Here is a 16,756-nt window from a genome sequence, read left to right on the forward strand (position 1 = left end):
TCGCTCCGGAACCACTCATGCGGCCGCCTCCGCCAGTCGCGGCGCCTCGGGGGAGACCGGGAGGAACTCGTCACCGGGACCGCGGCGGGCCGCGCGGGCGAGCAGCCACCAGTCCACGAGCGCGAGCCCGGCGACCAGCGCCGTGAACCCGATCGTCGACAGCCGCAGTGTGCCGGCGCTCATCGGCGAGACGGCGTCGGCCGTCTTCAGCAGCCCGTACACCGCCCAGGGCTGGCGGCCCTCCTCCCGCACGATCCAGCCGGCGATCGCGGCCAGGAACGGCACCGGGATGATCGCGGTGAGCAGCCAGAGCATCGGCCGGGCCCACCGCCGCCGGACGATCGTGTCGCGAGCGGTCAGCGCCCAGGCGACGACCAGCACCAGGAACAGCAGGTTGGCGATGTTGATCATCAGGCCGAGTGCGGTGCCGACGGCGTCGCTCGGCAGGTAGTCGCCGGGGCCGAACCGGGCCGCGAACTCGGCCTGCCTGGCCAGCGCCTCCTCGCCGCCGGCCAGCTTGGTCGGCTGGTTGGCCCCGATCGGGCCGAACTGCGCGTAGCCGAAGCCGATCGTGAAGAACGTGCCGATGACGGCGACCCGCAGGCCGAGGCGCAGCGAGCGGCGGAACACCTCGTCCACCGTCTTCCGGCGCAGGTGCCAGGCGCTCACGCCGGCCAGGAACATGCCGCCGGTGAGCATGGCCGCGAACACCGCGTGCACCAGGGAGAACCAGAGGGCGGAGTTGGTGAGCAGCGCCCCGAAGTCGGTGAGCCGGGCCGTGCCGCCGGCGTCGAGCACGTAACCGACCGGGTGCTGGAGGAAGGCGTTGGAGACCATCACCCAGAACGCCGACAGCAGGGCGGTGGCGGCGACGCCCCAGATCAGCGCCAGGTGCAGCCGCTTGCCCAGCCGGCCCCAGCCGAAGATCCACATGCCGAGCATGGTCGACTCCAGCACGAACGCGATGAGCGTCTCCAGGGCGAGCGGCGCGCCGAAGACGTCGCCGGTCAGGCGGGACAGGCCGCTCCAGTTCAACCCGATCTGGAACTCCATGACGAGCCCGGTGGCGATGCCGACGGCGTAGTTGATCGCGTACAGCAGGCCCCAGAAGCGGGTCATCCGCCCGTACACCGGATCCCCCGTGCGCACGTAGCGCGTCTGCATCATCGCGACCATCACGACGAGCCCGAGGGTGAGCATGACGAACAGGAAGTGCAGCGAGGCCGTGAGCCCGAACTGCAGGCGAGCGAACTCCAGCGCGCTCATGCGGCCTCCGCTTCGCTCCGGCCGCCCGAGCTCCACCCTGAGCCCATGACGAGCGGCCTCCTACGCTTCGCTCCGGAACCACTCATGTGTCGGCCCCCGACATGTACCCAACCAACATGTCGACAGGCTACATGTAGACACACGCAAAAAGGAAGGCCGCTCCCCCGGCACGGGGAGCGGCCTTTGTCGAAGTCTCGTCAGGCCGCGGTGCGCCTGCCAGCCACCTGGGCCAGGGCGACCAGCGCCTGGGCCCGCGCGTACTCGGCCGGCGTGAAGGCCGGCGCCATTCGCCGCACGTAGAGCGTGCCGCCGGCCGGGTCGGCCAGCTGCATGCCGGTCGCCGTGAAGCCCGCGGCACCGGTGGAGGTGTCCGCGCGCCAGGAGATGTCGCAGTCGCCGAGCAGCGCCGCGAGGGCCTCCTCCAGCGTCGCCGACTCGTCGAGCATCTTGGCCGCGAGCGCGAGCACCCGGGTGGGCTCGTCGATCAGGCCGCGCACGTCGGCCCGGGAGATCCACGGGTCGCGGCCACGGCCGCGCCGCACCGCCTCGGTGAGGTCCGCCGCGGTCAGCTCGTCAGGGGCCTCGATGAGGAAGTCGTCGACGGCACCGGCCTCGGTCGTGTGGACCTGCACCGAGAGGATGTTGATCTTCCGCAGCGCGAGGCTAGCGGTGAGCACGGAGAGGAAGCCGGGCCGGTCGTCGACCGTCGCCCGGAGCCGCCAGAGCGCCATCTCACTTCCTTCGGTCGGGGCCTATGGGCTCTGGACCCGGCCCTAAGCCGCCCATGAAGCTTTTGTGCCGGCGGGCGCGGGGGTTCCGGCAACGGAACCACCCGCCTTACCCGGCTCCGCCAAGCCAGGCCCCGCCAGCCGTTCCCCCAGCACCGATGCTGTTGCACCGACCAACTGCGCCAGCCGTTCCACCTCGGAACCGTGGAAAGGTGGTGCTCCAGCGTCGCCGTCCGCCCCGCCGCGGGCGACAACAAGGACCAGCCCTCCACGCTGAAAAGGCGCGACAGCAAGATGAGTGCCGTCAGCTGCACTAATAGCGCGAGGCCGGAGTGGTGCGATGTCCACCGGTGGGGGGACATCCGGAGCGCGCCAACTGGCGCAGATCACCGAGGTTTCGGTCCATGCCTGAGCGCGCGCGCCGCCGCCCGCCCAGTCCGATCCGACCTGGATCGCCACCGCCCAGTCCGCTCCGAACAGTGCGGGAGCCGCATCCACGACCGTTGCCAGGCCGTGCTGCGGGTTCGCCGCCACCTGTCCGATGAGCGCGACCTCACGGCCGCTGCTCGGCTCCGAGAGCTCCGTGCCGCGCCACACACCGTCAACGCGAACGCCTGGGATCGCCGCGAGTCCGGTGAGCACACGATCAACGGGGGCCGAAGCCGGCCACACCACGGTGAAGTCGTCCACCGCACGGCCGCCGACCCGTTCCAGCACTACCACCGAAACGATGTCGGCACCGACCACACCCAGCGTCCGGGCAACCTGCCCGAGTGAGCCGGGACGGTCGGGCAGTGCAACCCTCAGCCGCAACAGCATCGAGTCGACCTCCCGTTCGTCCTGGTCCTGAGGTTGTACGCCGCCGTTGGTGTACGCCTTGTTCTCCGGTACACGAACAGGTTGCCGACGGTGGGTTTCCGCGTCGTTTCGCCGGGGTGTCGATGCCGGAACGTTTGCCGACCCGGGCATTTCCTCACAAACGGGTGGGGAAACCTTGACAGAGAATGTGTCTCACCCCTGGACTGATCCGATGACCACCCCGCCCGGTCTCGATCTCGAACGCCTCCAGGCCTACCTCGACGCCAAGGCTCCCGGCCTGGTCAGCGCCCCGCTGACCGCGGAGCTGGTGGCCGGCGGGCGATCGAACCTGACGTACATCCTGAACCAGGTCTTCGTCCTGCGCCGTCCGCCGCTCGGCCATGTTCTCGCCACCGCCCACGACATGGGGCGCGAGTTCCGGGTGATCTCGGCGCTCGGCCCGACCGCGGTGCCGGTACCGGAGGCGCTGCTGTTCTGCGCCGACCCCGACGTGCTCGGCGCGCCGTTCTACCTGATGGCGCGCGTGCCGGGCGTCGTGCTGCGGCACCGCTCGCAGACCGACGCGCTCGGCGCCGACAACCGGCGCACGGTCGCCTTCGCGATGATGGACACGCTCGCCGAGCTGCACCGGGTCGACTACGCGGCGGCCGGGCTGGGCGAGTTCGGCCGGCCCGAGGGCTTCCTGGAGCGGCAGGTCCGGCGCTGGACCGGCCAGCTGGAGAAGTCCCGCAGCCGTGACCTGCCCGACGCCGACCGGCTCCGCGAGCGGCTCGTCGCCGCGATCCCGGCCAGCCCGCGGACCGGCATCGTGCACGGCGACTACCGGCTCGACAACCTCATCGTCGACCCCGACACCCTGCACGTAGCCGCCGTCCTCGACTGGGAGATGGCGACGATCGGCGACCCGCTGACCGACCTCGGGCTGCTGCTGGCGTACTGGACCGTGCTCAACGAGCTGAAGATCGCCCACAACCCGATCGCCGACGGGCTGGGCGCCGACGCCGGGTTCCCGACGGGCGACGAGCTGCTCCAGCGGTACGCCCGGAGCGCCCCGATCGGCGAGGATCTGCACTGGTACGTCGCGCTGGCCTGCTACAAGCTGGCCGGCGTGCTCGAAGGCATCCACTTCCGCTTCCTGCAGGGCAAGACGGTGGGCGCCGGCTTCGACCAGATCGGCGAGCTGGTCCCGCCCCTGCTGGAACAGGGCATCGCAGCGATCAACGGAGAGAGCTGATGGATTTCCGCTTCGACACCCGCACGGCCGAGCTCCACGAACAGCTCACCGATTTCATGGAGGAGGAGGTGTACCCCGCCGAGCACGTCTTCGAGCAGCAGGTCAGCTCGCAGGACGACCCGTGGGCCCGCCCCCCGGTGATCGAGGACCTCAAGCGCTCCGCGCGCGACCGGGGCCTCTGGAACCTCTTCCTGCCCGACGCCACCCACGGTGCCGGGCTCACCAACCTCCAGTACGCACCGCTGGCCGAGATCACCGGCCGCAGCCCGCACCTGGCGCCTGAAGCGCTCAACTGCGCGGCACCCGACACCGGCAACATGGAGGTGCTGGCCCAGTTCGGCTCGCCGGAGCAGCAGGACCGCTGGCTCAAGCCGCTGCTGGAGGGCCAGATCCGCTCCGCGTTCTGCATGACGGAGCCGGACGTCGCCTCCTCCGACGCGACGAACATCTCGACGAGCATCGTGCGCGACGGCGACGAGTACGTCGTCAACGGCCGCAAGTGGTGGTCGTCCGGCGCGATGAACCCCAACTGCGCGCTGTTCATCGTCATGGGCAAGTCCGACCCGTCGGCCGAGCGCCACCGCCAGCAGTCGATGATCTGCGTACCGCGCGACACCCCCGGCATCACCGTCCGGCGCGGCATGCACGTCTTCGGCTACTCCGACGGCGCGCACGGCGGCCACGCCGAGATCGTGTTCGAGGACGTCCGCGTGCCCGCCGACGCGCTGATCGCCGACGAGGGCTCCGGGTTCGCGATCGCGCAGGCCCGGCTCGGCCCCGGCCGCATCCACCACTGCATGCGCCTCATCGGCATGGCCGAGCGGGCGCTGGAGCTGCTGTGCGGGCGGGTCAGCCAGCGGGTGGCGTTCGGCCGGCCGCTCGCCGAGCAGGGCGTGATCCAGGAGTGGATCGCCGAGTCCCGGGTCCGCATCGAGCAGGCCCGCCTGCTGGTGCTCAAGACCGCCTGGCTGATGGACGAGGTCGGCAACAAGGGCGCCCACACCGAGATCCAGGCGATCAAGATCGCGGTGCCGTCGATGGCCGAGTGGGTCATCGACAAGGCCATCCAGGGCTACGGCGCCGCCGGCGTCAGCCAGGACTCCCCGCTGGCCGCGCTGTGGTCCCAGGCCCGCACGCTCCGCCTGGCCGACGGCCCGGACGAGGTCCACAGGGCCTCACTCGCACGACGCGAACTCCGCAAGTACGCATAGCCCCCACCGCCCCAAACGCCGATCTTGGAGTTGCGGTCCCGGATTCGCCACAAACACAGGGACCACAACTCCAAGATCGCGGCCGGGTACGGCCCGGACCGAGCCGGGGCGAGCGGCGGGTCAGACCGCCGGCGGGCCCGACGGGTACACCCCGTCGCGGCCCGTCGCCGCCGGGGTGTCGTACACCGTCGTCGTACCGGTCGGAATCTCGTCCGGCTCGTCGGGCCCGCCCGCCGCGAACCGGTCGGCCGCCGCGCTGATCGCCCTCGGGGCCGACGCCGCCACGGCCCAGCCGACCGCGATGCCGCCCAGGACCGCGACCGCGATCCAGCCCCACGGCTTGCCCGGCCGACGGCCCGACAGCGCGTCGAACGCCAGGTTCGCGCGCCGCCACGCCTCGTCCGCCGCCGAGCCGACGCGGTCGGACGCCGTGCCGTACCGGCTCGACGCCTCGTCCGCGAGGTCGGACGCCCGGTGCCGCACCGTGCCGCCGACCGAGCGGGCGGTGCCGGACGCGGAGTCGACCGCGGCGCGCAGATAGTCCCACGCGTCCTCGGCCACGCTCTCCGCGCGCCGCCGCCCCCTGTTCCACTGTGAGCTCATGTGCCACCTCCTCCGGTAACCGAGGTGCCCGGCGGCGGAGATCCACAAACCCCTCGGCGCCTCAGGCCGAGGCTCTCCGGACCAGGTGGGTCTCCACCATCACCGACGAGGACGCCGCGCCGGCGATGCGGGCGATGAGCAGGCGGGCCATCTCCCGGCCCATCGCCTCGACCGGCTGGTGGACGGTGGTCAGCGGCGGGTCGGTCTGCCGGGCGATCGCCGTGTCGTCGAAGCCGACCAGCGCCACGTCCTCCGGCACCCGCTTGCCGAGCTCGCGCAGCGCCCGCAGCGCGCCGACCGCCATGAGGTCCGACGCGGCGAACACCGCGTCGACGTCGGGGTTGCGCTCCAGCAGCTCGCGCACCGCGAGCTCGCCGCTGACCTCGGAGAAGTCGCCGTACGCGATGAGCCGGTCGTCGACCGGGAGCCCGGCGCGCTCGATCGCCTCGCGGTAGCCGGTGAGCCGGGAGACGCCCACGGCCATGTCCTGCGGCCCGGCGATCGCCGCGATCCGGCGGCGCTGGCGGTCGAGCAGGTGCCCGACGGCGATGCGCGCGCCGCCCTCGTTGTCGGCGTCGACGTACGACAGCTGCGACAGCTGGGCGGTGAAGTTCAGCTGCTCGTCGTCGGCGAGCATCTGGGCCGGCCGGCCGCCGAGCACGACCGGCAGGCCGCGCCGCTCCAGCAGCTCCGGCAGCGGGTCGGCGTCGTGCAGCGACAGCAGCATCACGCCGTCGACGTGCTGGTTGGTGAGATGGTGCTCGACCCGCTGCCGCTCGGCCGGCGACTGGGCCATGGCGAGCCACAGCTGCAGCTGGGTCTCGGCGAGCGCCGAGCTGATGCCCCGCACGACGCCGGCGAAGAACGGCTCGCCGAAGACCCGCTCCTCCGACTCCGACACGACGAGCGCGACCGAGTCGGTGCGCTGCGTGACGAGCGCGCGGGCGGCCCGGTTCGGCACGTAGCCGAGCTCGTCGATCGCCTTCTGCACCGCGGCCCGCGCCTCGGGGCTCACCTGCGGCGAGCCGTTCACCACGCGCGACACGGTGCCGCGCCCGACGCCGGCCCGTAAGGCGACCTCGTCGAGCGTGGGGCGACCGGCGGAGCGGGGCCGGCCGTTGGGGGACCTCTGCTGGGACACGCCTCATTGTGCGCACAATCCCGCGACGAGCCACCCTCAAGCCGAGCGATCTTGGAGTTGTGGTCCCGGATTTATCCGAAATAGCCGCATAAAAACGGGACCACAACCCCAAGATCACGGCGGTAAAGCGGCGCGGCCGCCGCAAGAAGGCGACCGCTACACGGTCAGAACCACGTCGACCTCGGCGCCCGGAGCAGCGAGCGGGAGCACCGGGCCGTCGACCGCGACACCGTCCACCACCAGCGAGCGGGACGAACCGCGCGTGACGGAGATACGGTACGTCGCACCACGGAACCGGCGGACCGCGGTGAAGCCCGGCCACGACGCCGGCACCACCGGGTCGACGCGCAGGCCGGTCAGCTCCGGCCGGATGCCGAGAATCCACTGCGTGATCGCCGCGTAGTTCCACGCCGCGGTGCCGGTCAGCCACGAGTTCTTGGCCTCGCCGTGGGTCGGCGCGTCGCGGCCGGCGATCATCTGCGCGTAGACGTACGGCTCGCAGCGGTGCTGCTCGGAGATCTCCTCGCGGGCCGACGGGTTGATCCGCTTGTAGTAGTCGAACGCGCCGTCGCCGTTGCCGACCATCGCCTCGGCGATCATCAGCCACGGGTTGGTGTGGCAGAAGATCCCGCCGTTCTCCTTGTACCCCGGCGGGTACGAGGAGATCTCGCCCAGTTCCAGGCGGTACGAGCTGTACGCCGGCTGCTGCAGGACGATCCCGTGCGGGGTGGCCAGCCGCTCCCGGACGCTCGCCAGCGCGGTGACCGCGGTCCCGTCCTCGACGCCGACGCCGCCCATGATGCACATGCCCTGCGGCTCGATGAAGATCTGCCCCTCGTCGTTGGACGCCGAGCCGATGACGTTGCCGTAGAAGTCGTACGCGCGGCGGAACCAGGCGCCGTCCCACCCGTGCTCGGCGATCGTGCCGGCCATCTTGTCGGAGGCGTTCTGGTAGGGCGTGGGGTCCTCGCCGCGGAGCCCGGCCAGGCCGGCCAGCTCCTTCGCGGCCAGCACGAACTGCCCGGCGATGAAGACCGACTCGGCGACCCCGCCGCTCTGGTTCTCGGTCGTCTGGAACGGCTCGCCCGGGGTGTCGGAGAAGCAGTTGAGGTTGAGGCAGTCGTTCCAGTCCGCCCGCCCGATGAGCGGCAGCCCGTGGGGGCCGAGGCGATCCAGGGTGTACCGCAGGGAGCGCAGCAGGTGCTCGTAGAGCGGCTGCTCGCTGCCGGGCGCGTTGTCGAACGGCACCGGCTCGTCGAGGATGCCGAGGTCGCCGGTCTCCTTGAGGTACGCCGAGACACCCAGGATCAGCCAGAGCGGGTCGTCGTTGAAGCCGGAGCCGATGTCGTTGTTCCCGCGCTTGGTGAGCGGCTGGTACTGGTGGTACGCCCCGCCGGTCGGCAGCTGCGTGGCGGCGATGTCGAGGATCCGCTCCCGCGCCCGCTCCGGGATCATGTGGACGAAGCCGAGCAGGTCCTGGTTCGAGTCGCGGAAGCCCATCCCGCGGCCGATGCCCGACTCGTACATCGACGTCGACCGGCTCATGTTGAAGGTGACCATGTTCTGGTACGCGTTCCAGATGTTCACCATGCGGTCGGTGTCGCCGTCGGGGGTGCTCACCTGGAGCGTGCCGAGCAGCTCGTCCCACCGGGTGCGCAGCGCGGCCAGGCCCTCGTCGACCGTGGACTGCCGCAGCCAGCGCTCGATGACCGGCTTGACCTGCCGCTTGTTGATCGTCTGCGAGCCGGCCGGGTCGAACTTCGCGTCGCGCGGGTTCTCCCAGTAGCCGAGCACGAAGCCGATCTCGCGGGTCTCGCCCGGCGCGAGCGTCAGCCGCACGTGGTGCGAGCCGTGCGGCTGCCAGCCGTGCGCGACGGAGTCCGTCGACGCGCCGCGCTCGACGACCGCCGGGCGGTCCCAGGAGCGGTACGGGCCGAGGAACGCCTCGCGGGCGGTGTCGAAGCCGGCGAGCGGCTCGCTGCAGGCGAAGTAGGCGAAGTGGTCGCGGCGCTCGCGGTACTCCGTCTTGTGGTAGATGACGCCGTCCTCGACCTCCACCTGCCCGGTGTTGAAGTTGCGCTGGTAGTTGGTGGCGTCGTCCTGCGCGTCCCACAGGCAGAACTCGACCGACGAGAACGCCGAGAGCTCCACCGCCTCGTCGCGCTCGTTCGTGACCGTCAGCCGCCAGACCTCGAGGTTCTCCTCCAGCGGCACGAAGTAGAGCGTCTCCGCCTTGATCCCGTTGTACCGTGAGGAGATGCGGGTGTAGGACAGTCCATGACGGCACTCGTAGTCGGTCAGCTCGCGCTGCGTCGGCTGCCACGTCGGCGACCAGTACTCGCCGTCGCTCGTGCGCAGGTAGATGTAGCGGCCGCCGAGGTCGAACGGCGCGTTGTTGTACCGGTACCGGGTGAGCCGGCGCAGCCGGGCGTCGCGGTAGAACGAGTAACCGCCGGCCGTGTTCGAGATGATCCCGAAGTACGCCTCGGTGCCCAGGTAGTTGATCCAGGGCAGCGGCGTGTCGGGCCGGTCGATCACGTACTCGCGGCGTTCGTCGTCGAAGTGGCCGAAGCGCACGGGGTGCCTCCTGCGGGGATGGTCAGGCTGACTCGCGCACCACCAGGTGGGTGTCGAGCACAGTCGAGTGGGCCGGCCCGCCGGCGATGCGGGCCAGCAGAAGCCGCGCCATCTCGCGCCCCATGCCCTCCACCGACTGGTGCACGGTGGTGAGCGGCGGCTGGGTCTGCCGGGCCACGGCGGAGTCCTCGAAGCCGACCACGGCGACGTCGCCGGGCACCCGCTTGCCCAGCTCACGCAGGGCGCGGATGGCGCCGGCGGCCATCAGGTCGGAGGCGGCGAAGACGGCGTCGAGACCCGGGTTGAGATGGAGCAGGCGGTGCATCGCGTCGGCGCCGCTCGCCTCACTGAAGTCGCCATATGCGACGAGCCGGTCGTCGTAGGGCTGGGACGCCAGGCGCAGCGCCTCCCGGTAGCCACGGAGGCGGGCCTTGCCCACCCCCATGTCCTGCGGGCCGGCGATCGCCGCGACGCAGCGGCGTCCCAGGTCGAGCAGGTGCTGGACGGCCGTACAGGCACCTCCCTCGTTGTCGTTGTCGACGAAGGAGACGCCCGCGTGGCCGTTGGGGCCGGACTCCAGCATCCGGGCCGTCCGTCCACCGAGGACGGTCGGCAGCCCGCGCCGCACGAGCAGCTCCGGCAGCGGGTCGTCGTCGTGCAGGGACAGCAGCAGCACACCGTCGACGTGCTGGTCGCTGAGGTGCCGCTCGACCAGCGAGCGCTCGGCGCTCGACTGGGCCATCGCGAGCCACAGCTGCATCTCGGTGTCGGCGAGGTGCGAGCTGACGCCCCGGATGATGCCGGCGAAGAACGGCTCGCCGAAGACCCGCTCCTCCGACTCGGAGACGACGAGCGCCACCGAGTCGGTGCGGCGGGTCACCAGCGCGCGGGCGGCCCGGTTGGGCACGTACCCCAGCTCGTCGATGGCCTTCTCGACCGCCTTGCGGGCCTCCGGGCTCACCTGGGGCGAGCCGTTGACGACCCGCGAGACGGTGCCCCGCCCGACGCCGGCCAGGGCTGCGACCTCGTCCAGTGTCGGGCGGCGCAACGTTACCCGGCCGAGTTCTCGAAGCCGCTGTGCTTGATGACCTCGCGGTACCGGTGACCGCTGGCCTTGATCGTGCGCTCCTGGGTCTGGTAGTCCACGCGCACCATGCCGAAGCGCTTCGTGTATCCCCACGCCCACTCGAAGTTGTCGAGCAGCGACCAGGCGAAGTAGCCGTGCAGCGGTGCGCCCGCGGCGATCGCGTCGTGGCAGGCGCGGAAGTGCGCGTCGAAGTACGCGACCCGGTCGGCGTCGTTCACGCTGCCGTCGGGCTCGACGGTGTCGACGTAGGCCGCGCCGTTCTCGGTGATGTACAACGGGATCGGCGGGTACTCCTTGGCCACGCGCACCAGAGTCTCGGTGAGTCCGGGCGCGTCGACCTCCCAGTCCATGTCGGTGACCGGCACGCCGGGGCGCTTGAGGAACCGGACGTCCTCGCTGCCCGGCCAGGAGGTCGGGGCCCGCCAGTAGGGCTCGGCGGGCGCGTCCGGGTCGGGCGCGGCGACGACGTGCCGGCTGTAGTAGTTGATGCCGAGCAGGTCGAGCGGTGCCCCGATGGTCTGCAGGTCGCCGTCGTGCACGAAGCCGAAGTCGCTGACCCCGGCGAGGTCCTGCTGGACGTCCGCGGGGTAGCGGCCGAGCAGCACCGGGTCGAGGAAAATCCGGTTGGCCAGGCCGTCGATGCGCCGGGCGGCGTCGAGGTCGCCCGGGCTGGCCGGGTCGGCCGGCGAGATCGCGTAGAGGTTCAGCGTGATGCCGAGCTTCGCCTGCGGGTCGGCGGCGCGGATCGCCCGGACCGCCTCGCCGTGGCCGAGCAGCAGGTGGTGCATGGCGGCCAGGCCGTCCGGCGCGTGCTGCCGGCCGGGCGCGTGCACGCCCGAGGCGTAGCCGAGGAACGCCGAGCACCACGGCTCGTTGAAGGTCGTCCAGTTGCGCACCCGGTCGCCGAGCGCGGCGTGCACCTGCACGGCGTACTCGGCGAACCGGGCGGCGGTGTCGCGGTTGGGCCAGCCGCCCGCGTCCTCGAGCTGCTGCGGGAGATCCCAGTGGTACAGCGTGACCCACGGCAGGATGTCGTGCTCCAGCAGCTCGTCGACGAGCCGGCGGTAGAAGTCCAGTCCCTTTGCGTTCATCGGCCCGCTGCCGCCCGGCTGCACGCGGGGCCACGCGATGGAGAACCGGTAGGCACCGACGCCCAGGTCCTTCATCAGCGCGACGTCCCCGCGGTAGCGGTGGTAGTGGTCGCACGCCACGTCGCCGGTGTCCCCACCGAGGGTCTTGCCGGGAGTGTGGCTGAACGTGTCCCAGATGGAGGGGGTGCGGCCGTCTTCGGCGACCGCTCCCTCGATCTGGTACGACGCGGTCGCCGCCCCCCAGAGGAAACCGGGTGGGAAGTGCAGCGGGTCGATGCTGGTCACGCCTTGATCGAACCTTCCATGATGCCGCCGATGATCTGACGGCCGAAAACGATGAACACGATGAGCAGCGGCACGATCGCCAGAGCTGTCCCGGTAAAGACTTGCACGTAGTCGGTCTTGTAGTAACCGGTCGCCAGAATGTTCAGCGAAACCTGCACCGTCGGGGTGTCACCGTTGAGCACAACGTAGGGCCAGAGGAAGTCGTTCCACGTCTGCATGAAGGTGAGCAGGCCGAGCACGGCCGCCGCCGGGCGCAGCGCCGGGAGCACGACGCTCCAGTACGTGCGCCAGGTGGACGCACCGTCGACGCGGGCCGCCTCGATCAGCTCGTCGCTGATCGCGGACGAGGCGTACTGCCGGATCATGAACACGCCGAAGCCCTGGACGAGGAACGGCACGATGACCGCCTGCAGGGTGTTGGTCCAGCCGAACTTCACCATCAGCAGGTACAGCGGGATGATGTTGATCTGCGTCGGGATCATCATTGTCATGATGATGACCAGCAGCAGCGCGTTCTTGCCCTTGAACCTGAGCTTGGCGAACGCGAAGCCGGCCAGCGTCGAGAAGAACACCACCGAGATCGTCACGGACGACGCCACCACGGCCGAGTTGATGAGGCCGTAGATGAAGTTGGCGTCGCTGTTCTCCAGCACCCGCTGGGCGTTGGAGAAGAAGTTCGGCCCGGGCGTGAGCGGCGGCGGGATGGCCGTCACCGCGCTGTTGTCGCGGGACGCCACGATGAACGACCACACGATCGGGAAGATCGACAGCACGATCGTGATGATCAGCGCGAGGTACGTGAGCGGGCTGGCCGTCCACAGCGCCGCCGAGGCGCTGCGGACCCGGCCCGAGGTCTTCTTCGGGGCCGCCGGGGCCGGCTTCGGCGCGGCGGCTCGGGTCAGCGTGCTCATGAGGTCGTCCCCTTCACGGACCTGCGCACCAGCACGAAGTTGACCAGCGCGAAGATCAGGATGATCAGGAACAGCAGCCAGGAGATCGCAGCACCTCGGCCCACGTTGAAGTTGTTCGTGAACGTGGTCTCGTAGATGTACATCGCGACGGTCTGGAACTCGTTGAGCGAGCCGCCCTGGATGCGCCCGTAGTTGAACAGCAGCGGCTCGGTGAAGAGCTGCATGCCGCCGATGGTCGAGATGATCACGGTGAAGAGAATCGTCGGCTGGATCAGCGGCACCGTGATCCGCCAGAAGCGGCGGAGGGCCGAGGCGCCGTCGAGCGAGGCCGACTCGTACAGCTCCTTCGGGATCGCCTGCATCGCGGCGAGGTAGATGAGCGCGTTGTAGCCGGTCCAGCGCCAGTCGACCATGAACGCGATCGCGGTCCAGGACGACCAGCGGTGGTTGCGCCACTCGACCGGGTCGAAGCCGACGCCCTGGATCAGCCAGTTCGCCAGGCCGTACCGGTCGGCGAAGATCAGGCCGAAGACGATGCCGACCGCGGCGACCGACGTGATGTTGGGGATCAGCACGCCCATGCGGATCGCGGTGCGGGCCCGCATCTTCTTGTTCAGCCAGCTGGCGATCATGAGCGCGAAGATGAGCTGCGGGACGGTCGAGACGATGAACAGGCCGAACGTGTTGCCCAGCACGACCCAGAAGTGCTGGTCGGTGAGGACCTTGGTGTAGTTCTCGAAGCCGACGAAGCCGGCGTCGCCGCCCGTCAGCGTGTTCTTCCGCAGCGACAGGACGGCCGTGTAGACCAGCGGGTACGCCCCGAACACCGCGAACAGCAGGAAGAACGGCGCGACGAAGATGTACGGCGAGAACTTGAGGTCAAACCGCCCGAAGCGCCCGGAGCGCCGCGGCGGGTTGTCGGGCGCCTGATGCGAGGCACGCCCGTGGCGAGGCCCGCTGATCTCGCCGACGTTGGTGGTCATGGGGATCGGTCCTTCCTCCGGTCATGCGGCGGAGGTGGCGTCCACCGGGATTGCGTGGACGCCACCTCCGCCCCCTCTTCAAGCGGGTCCGATCAGCCCTCGGCCAGCGCCTTGCTGTCCTTGATGGCCTTGTCCCAGCCCGCCTGGGCGCTCAACTTGCCCTGCTCGGCCGCCTGCATGGCCGGCTCGAAACCGTTCTCCCAGAGGGCCTGGTGCTTCGGGCCCAGGTAGATCGGCTTGAGGTCCTTGGCCGCACCGGCGTAGATCTGACCGACGGGGGCGTTGTTGAAGTAGTCGTTCGTGGCACCGGTCAGCGCCGGGTCGGCGAGGGCCGAGACCGAGGACGGCAGCGGGCCGGCCTCCTTGAACGCGGCCAGGCCGCCCTGCTTGCCGGTCAGGTACTTGATGAGCTCGAACGCCGGGGCCTTCTTCTTGCTCTGCTCGGGGATCGCCAGGTAGGAGCCGCCCCAGTTACCGCCCTTGCCGGGGATGGTGGCGATGTCCCACTTGTTCTTGCCGGCGTCGCCGGCGCGCTCCTTGATCACGCCGGTGTACCACGGCGGGCACGGCACGGTCGCGAACGCGGCGTTCTTGAAGGCGGCGTCCCAGTCGGCCTGCCAGCGCTGCAGCTTGGAGGTCAGGCCCTTGGAGGCCATGTCCATGCCCAGGTCGTAGGCCGTCTTGACGACCTTGTTGGTGTCGCCGACGTACTTGTCGCTCTTGTCGTAGAACCAGGTGTCGCTGTTCTGCATGATGTACGGCTGCATGATGCTGGTGGCGGAGTCGATCCACGCGGCACCGGTGTTCGCGGCCTTGAACTTCTCGCCCTGCTTGATGTAGTCCTCCCACGTCGGCCAGAGCTTGCTGACCTCGTCGCGGGCGGTGGGCAGGTTCGCCTTGGCGAACAGGTCGGTGCGGTAGCACATGGCCAGCGGGCCGACGTCGGTGCCGAGGCCGACGAGCTTCTTGCCGTCCGCGGTGAACGCGTTCTTCCACTTGAAGGACAGGTACTCGCTCTCGAGCGACGAGGCGCCCAGGTCGAGCAGGTTGGCGAAGCCCTTGTTGTCCTTCAGGTACTGCAGGAGCATGCCCTCTTCGAGCATGACCACGTCACTCGCCCCGCTGCCGGCGGAGATCTGCTGGGCCAGCTTCGGCACGAAGTCCTTGGTCTGGCCTTCGTTCTTCACGTCGACCTTGATGTTCGGGTTCGCGGCCTCGAAGTCCTTGACCGCCTGGGTGAAGCCCGGCGTGCCGAAGTAGGACAGCGAGATGGTGACCGGCCCGGTGCTGTCCGCACTGGGCTCGTCGTCCTTGGCGCTGCAGGCGCCGGCACCGAGGGCAAGCCCGACGGTGAGCGCGGCCGCGGCGATGGAACGCATGCGGCGCGAGGTGACGCTCATCCTGACCCCTCTCTCAGGTCGTGATGGGTGTGTGGGTGTGGGGGTGTGATGCTTGGGCGACCGGGCCGGGTGCGGGCACGGTCGGGGTCTGGCGGACATGCGAATTGATGCCCCCCGCGGCTGCGGGGTGTGGTTCCGGCCACAGCCGCGGGAGCGCTCCCATGAGACTGGCTTGCGAACGCCGACGTGTCAATGGGGCAATGGGAGCGTTCCCATTTCGTTACCGCGAGATTTCGTTGCCCGAGCTTGTACCGCTTTACCGCGATATGTCGCCGTGACGCCCATGGCCCTACGGCGTTATGCGGCCCGGCGGGGCTATATCGATGCTGGCCGCGCTATGAAAATCGACCAACCTCGTTACATTGGCGATGCGGTGGCATCGATGGATCTCGTCCTGCCGGTCGCCGTGCACATCGACCGACCTCATGGTTCCGGCCCGGCCCGCGCGAGCGGGGATCACCCGCCAACGGCCCAGGATGCATCGACCGACGTCACCGGTTCAGCCGGTGGCCCGACAACGTCGACCAGCCCCGGGACCCCGAGGCGGACGCCACGTTAATCCCGCCCGCGGGTGGGAAGCACGCCCGCCCGCATCCCGCCGCGAACCCCGCGCGCCACCAGGCAACCAGCCCCGCCCACCCGTGAAAGATTCACGACCGCCACCACCGCCCCACCGCCGCCGCCAACTTTCCGCGCGGTCCAACACAGTCGACCCCGAGGAAGGTCCGGAACGATCCCGCCCCCGTCGACACCGTTGGCCACGACGGCGGACGCGCTGGGGACGTCCCGTCAACCGACCCGCTCACCCGCCTCACCCGCTCCCGATCACACCGCGGGCCTGTTGCACCCGCGTCAACCGCCCGGTGGCAGCGACCGACACGGAGGCCACCGTTGCCGGACACCGGTTCCTGCCACTCACGGCCAGCACCGAGCCACGCCCGCGGCGGCCACCGGGGCTGGCTCACGGCCCTCCATGATCATGGGAAGAATCTGGCTGCCAGGACGACCAGATGTCTCCCACGATCATGGGCCGCCGGGCCGATTCGAGGCCGAAACCCGGCACCCAGCCCGAACGCGCGCTTTCGGTCGGTCGACCGACCAAACGCAAACGCTTTCCCCAGGTCGGTCGACCGACCGAAACCAAGCGCTTCCCCCAGGTCGGTCGACCGACCGAACGCAAGCGCATCCCTCAAGTCGGTCGACCGACCGAACGCAAGCGCATCCCTCAAGTCGGTCGGCCGACCGAAACCAAGCGCCTCCCCGAGGTCGGTCGACCGACCGAAACCAAGCGCTTCCCTCAAGTCGGTCGACCGACCGAAACCAAGCGCCTCCCCGAGGTCGGTCGACCGACCGAAACCAAGCGCCTCCCCCAGGTCGGTCGACCGACCGAACGCAAGCGCATCCCTCAAGTCGGTCGACC

Annotated in this window: 14 protein-coding genes; 2 read left to right on the forward strand and 12 right to left on the reverse strand. The window is 70.1% G+C overall.

Going from position 1 to position 16,756, the window contains the following annotated elements; translation table 11 throughout:
- Nucleotides 1-15: 15 nt before the first annotated feature.
- The 3 genes from ABZS66_RS34325 to ABZS66_RS34335 form a co-directional block, all read right to left on the reverse strand.
- A complete protein-coding gene (locus tag ABZS66_RS34325; protein ID WP_354765062.1) occupies nucleotides 16-1,266 on the reverse strand; it encodes a cytochrome ubiquinol oxidase subunit I in 1,251 nt (416 codons plus the stop codon).
- A 197-nt stretch (nucleotides 1,267-1,463) separates the two neighbouring features.
- Nucleotides 1,464-1,997: an ACT domain-containing protein gene (locus ABZS66_RS34330; protein ID WP_354765064.1), complete on the reverse strand. Its 534-nt coding sequence runs from the start codon at nucleotides 1,995-1,997 to the stop codon at nucleotides 1,464-1,466.
- Nucleotides 1,998-2,039: 42 nt separating this feature from the next.
- Nucleotides 2,040-2,813 carry an amino acid-binding protein gene (locus ABZS66_RS34335; protein WP_354765066.1) on the reverse strand — a complete coding sequence of 258 codons (774 nt, stop codon included), beginning with the start codon at nucleotides 2,811-2,813 and terminating at the stop codon, nucleotides 2,040-2,042.
- Nucleotides 2,814-3,024: 211 nt separating this feature from the next.
- Between ABZS66_RS34335 and ABZS66_RS34340 the strand changes: the two genes are divergently transcribed.
- Nucleotides 3,025-4,047 (forward strand): phosphotransferase family protein, encoded by a 1,023-nt coding sequence (locus ABZS66_RS34340; RefSeq protein WP_354765068.1) that lies wholly within the window; start codon nucleotides 3,025-3,027, stop codon nucleotides 4,045-4,047.
- A complete protein-coding gene (locus ABZS66_RS34345) occupies nucleotides 4,047-5,258 on the forward strand; it encodes an acyl-CoA dehydrogenase family protein (protein WP_354765070.1) in 1,212 nt (403 codons plus the stop codon). Before ABZS66_RS34340 ends, ABZS66_RS34345 begins: the two co-directional genes overlap by 1 nt.
- Nucleotides 5,259-5,378: 120 nt before the next feature.
- Here ABZS66_RS34345 and ABZS66_RS34350 read toward each other — a convergent pair whose 3' ends face one another.
- The 9 genes from ABZS66_RS34350 to ABZS66_RS34390 all read right to left on the reverse strand — a co-directional run.
- Nucleotides 5,379-5,861 (reverse strand): hypothetical protein, encoded by a 483-nt coding sequence (locus ABZS66_RS34350; RefSeq protein ID WP_354765072.1) that lies wholly within the window; start codon nucleotides 5,859-5,861, stop codon nucleotides 5,379-5,381.
- Nucleotides 5,862-5,922: 61 nt separating this feature from the next.
- Nucleotides 5,923-7,002, reverse strand: coding sequence for a LacI family DNA-binding transcriptional regulator (locus tag ABZS66_RS34355; RefSeq protein WP_354765074.1), 1,080 nt, complete (start codon nucleotides 7,000-7,002; stop codon nucleotides 5,923-5,925).
- Between the two features lie 156 nt (nucleotides 7,003-7,158).
- The gene (locus ABZS66_RS34360) at nucleotides 7,159-9,579 is read right to left on the reverse strand and encodes a glycosyl transferase (protein WP_354765076.1); all 2,421 of its coding nucleotides are present in this window, start codon (nucleotides 9,577-9,579) and stop codon (nucleotides 7,159-7,161) included.
- Nucleotides 9,580-9,601: 22 nt separating this feature from the next.
- Nucleotides 9,602-10,627, reverse strand: a complete 1,026-nt coding sequence (locus ABZS66_RS34365; RefSeq protein ID WP_354765078.1) for a LacI family DNA-binding transcriptional regulator — start codon at nucleotides 10,625-10,627, stop codon at nucleotides 9,602-9,604.
- Nucleotides 10,628-10,629: 2 nt separating this feature from the next.
- Nucleotides 10,630-12,042, reverse strand: coding sequence for a GH1 family beta-glucosidase (locus ABZS66_RS34370; RefSeq protein ID WP_354765080.1), 1,413 nt, complete (start codon nucleotides 12,040-12,042; stop codon nucleotides 10,630-10,632).
- Entirely contained in the window at nucleotides 12,039-12,953 is a 915-nt protein-coding gene (locus tag ABZS66_RS34375; RefSeq protein WP_354765082.1) for a carbohydrate ABC transporter permease, read from the reverse strand. Before ABZS66_RS34375 ends, ABZS66_RS34370 begins: the two co-directional genes overlap by 4 nt.
- Nucleotides 12,950-13,936: a sugar ABC transporter permease gene (locus ABZS66_RS34380; protein ID WP_354765084.1), complete on the reverse strand. Its 987-nt coding sequence runs from the start codon at nucleotides 13,934-13,936 to the stop codon at nucleotides 12,950-12,952. The genes ABZS66_RS34375 and ABZS66_RS34380 overlap by 4 nt, the downstream gene beginning before the upstream one ends.
- Nucleotides 13,937-14,028: 92 nt before the next feature.
- Nucleotides 14,029-15,336, reverse strand: a complete 1,308-nt coding sequence (locus ABZS66_RS34385) for an extracellular solute-binding protein (RefSeq protein WP_354765086.1) — start codon at nucleotides 15,334-15,336, stop codon at nucleotides 14,029-14,031.
- Nucleotides 15,337-16,313: 977 nt separating this feature from the next.
- On the reverse strand, nucleotides 16,314-16,756 hold a 443-nt coding region (locus ABZS66_RS34390; protein WP_354765088.1), incomplete at its 5' end, for a hypothetical protein.

Origin of the sequence: Dactylosporangium sp. NPDC005572 (genome assembly GCF_040605515.1) — a bacterium.
Taxonomy (GTDB): domain Bacteria; phylum Actinomycetota; class Actinomycetes; order Mycobacteriales; family Micromonosporaceae; genus Dactylosporangium.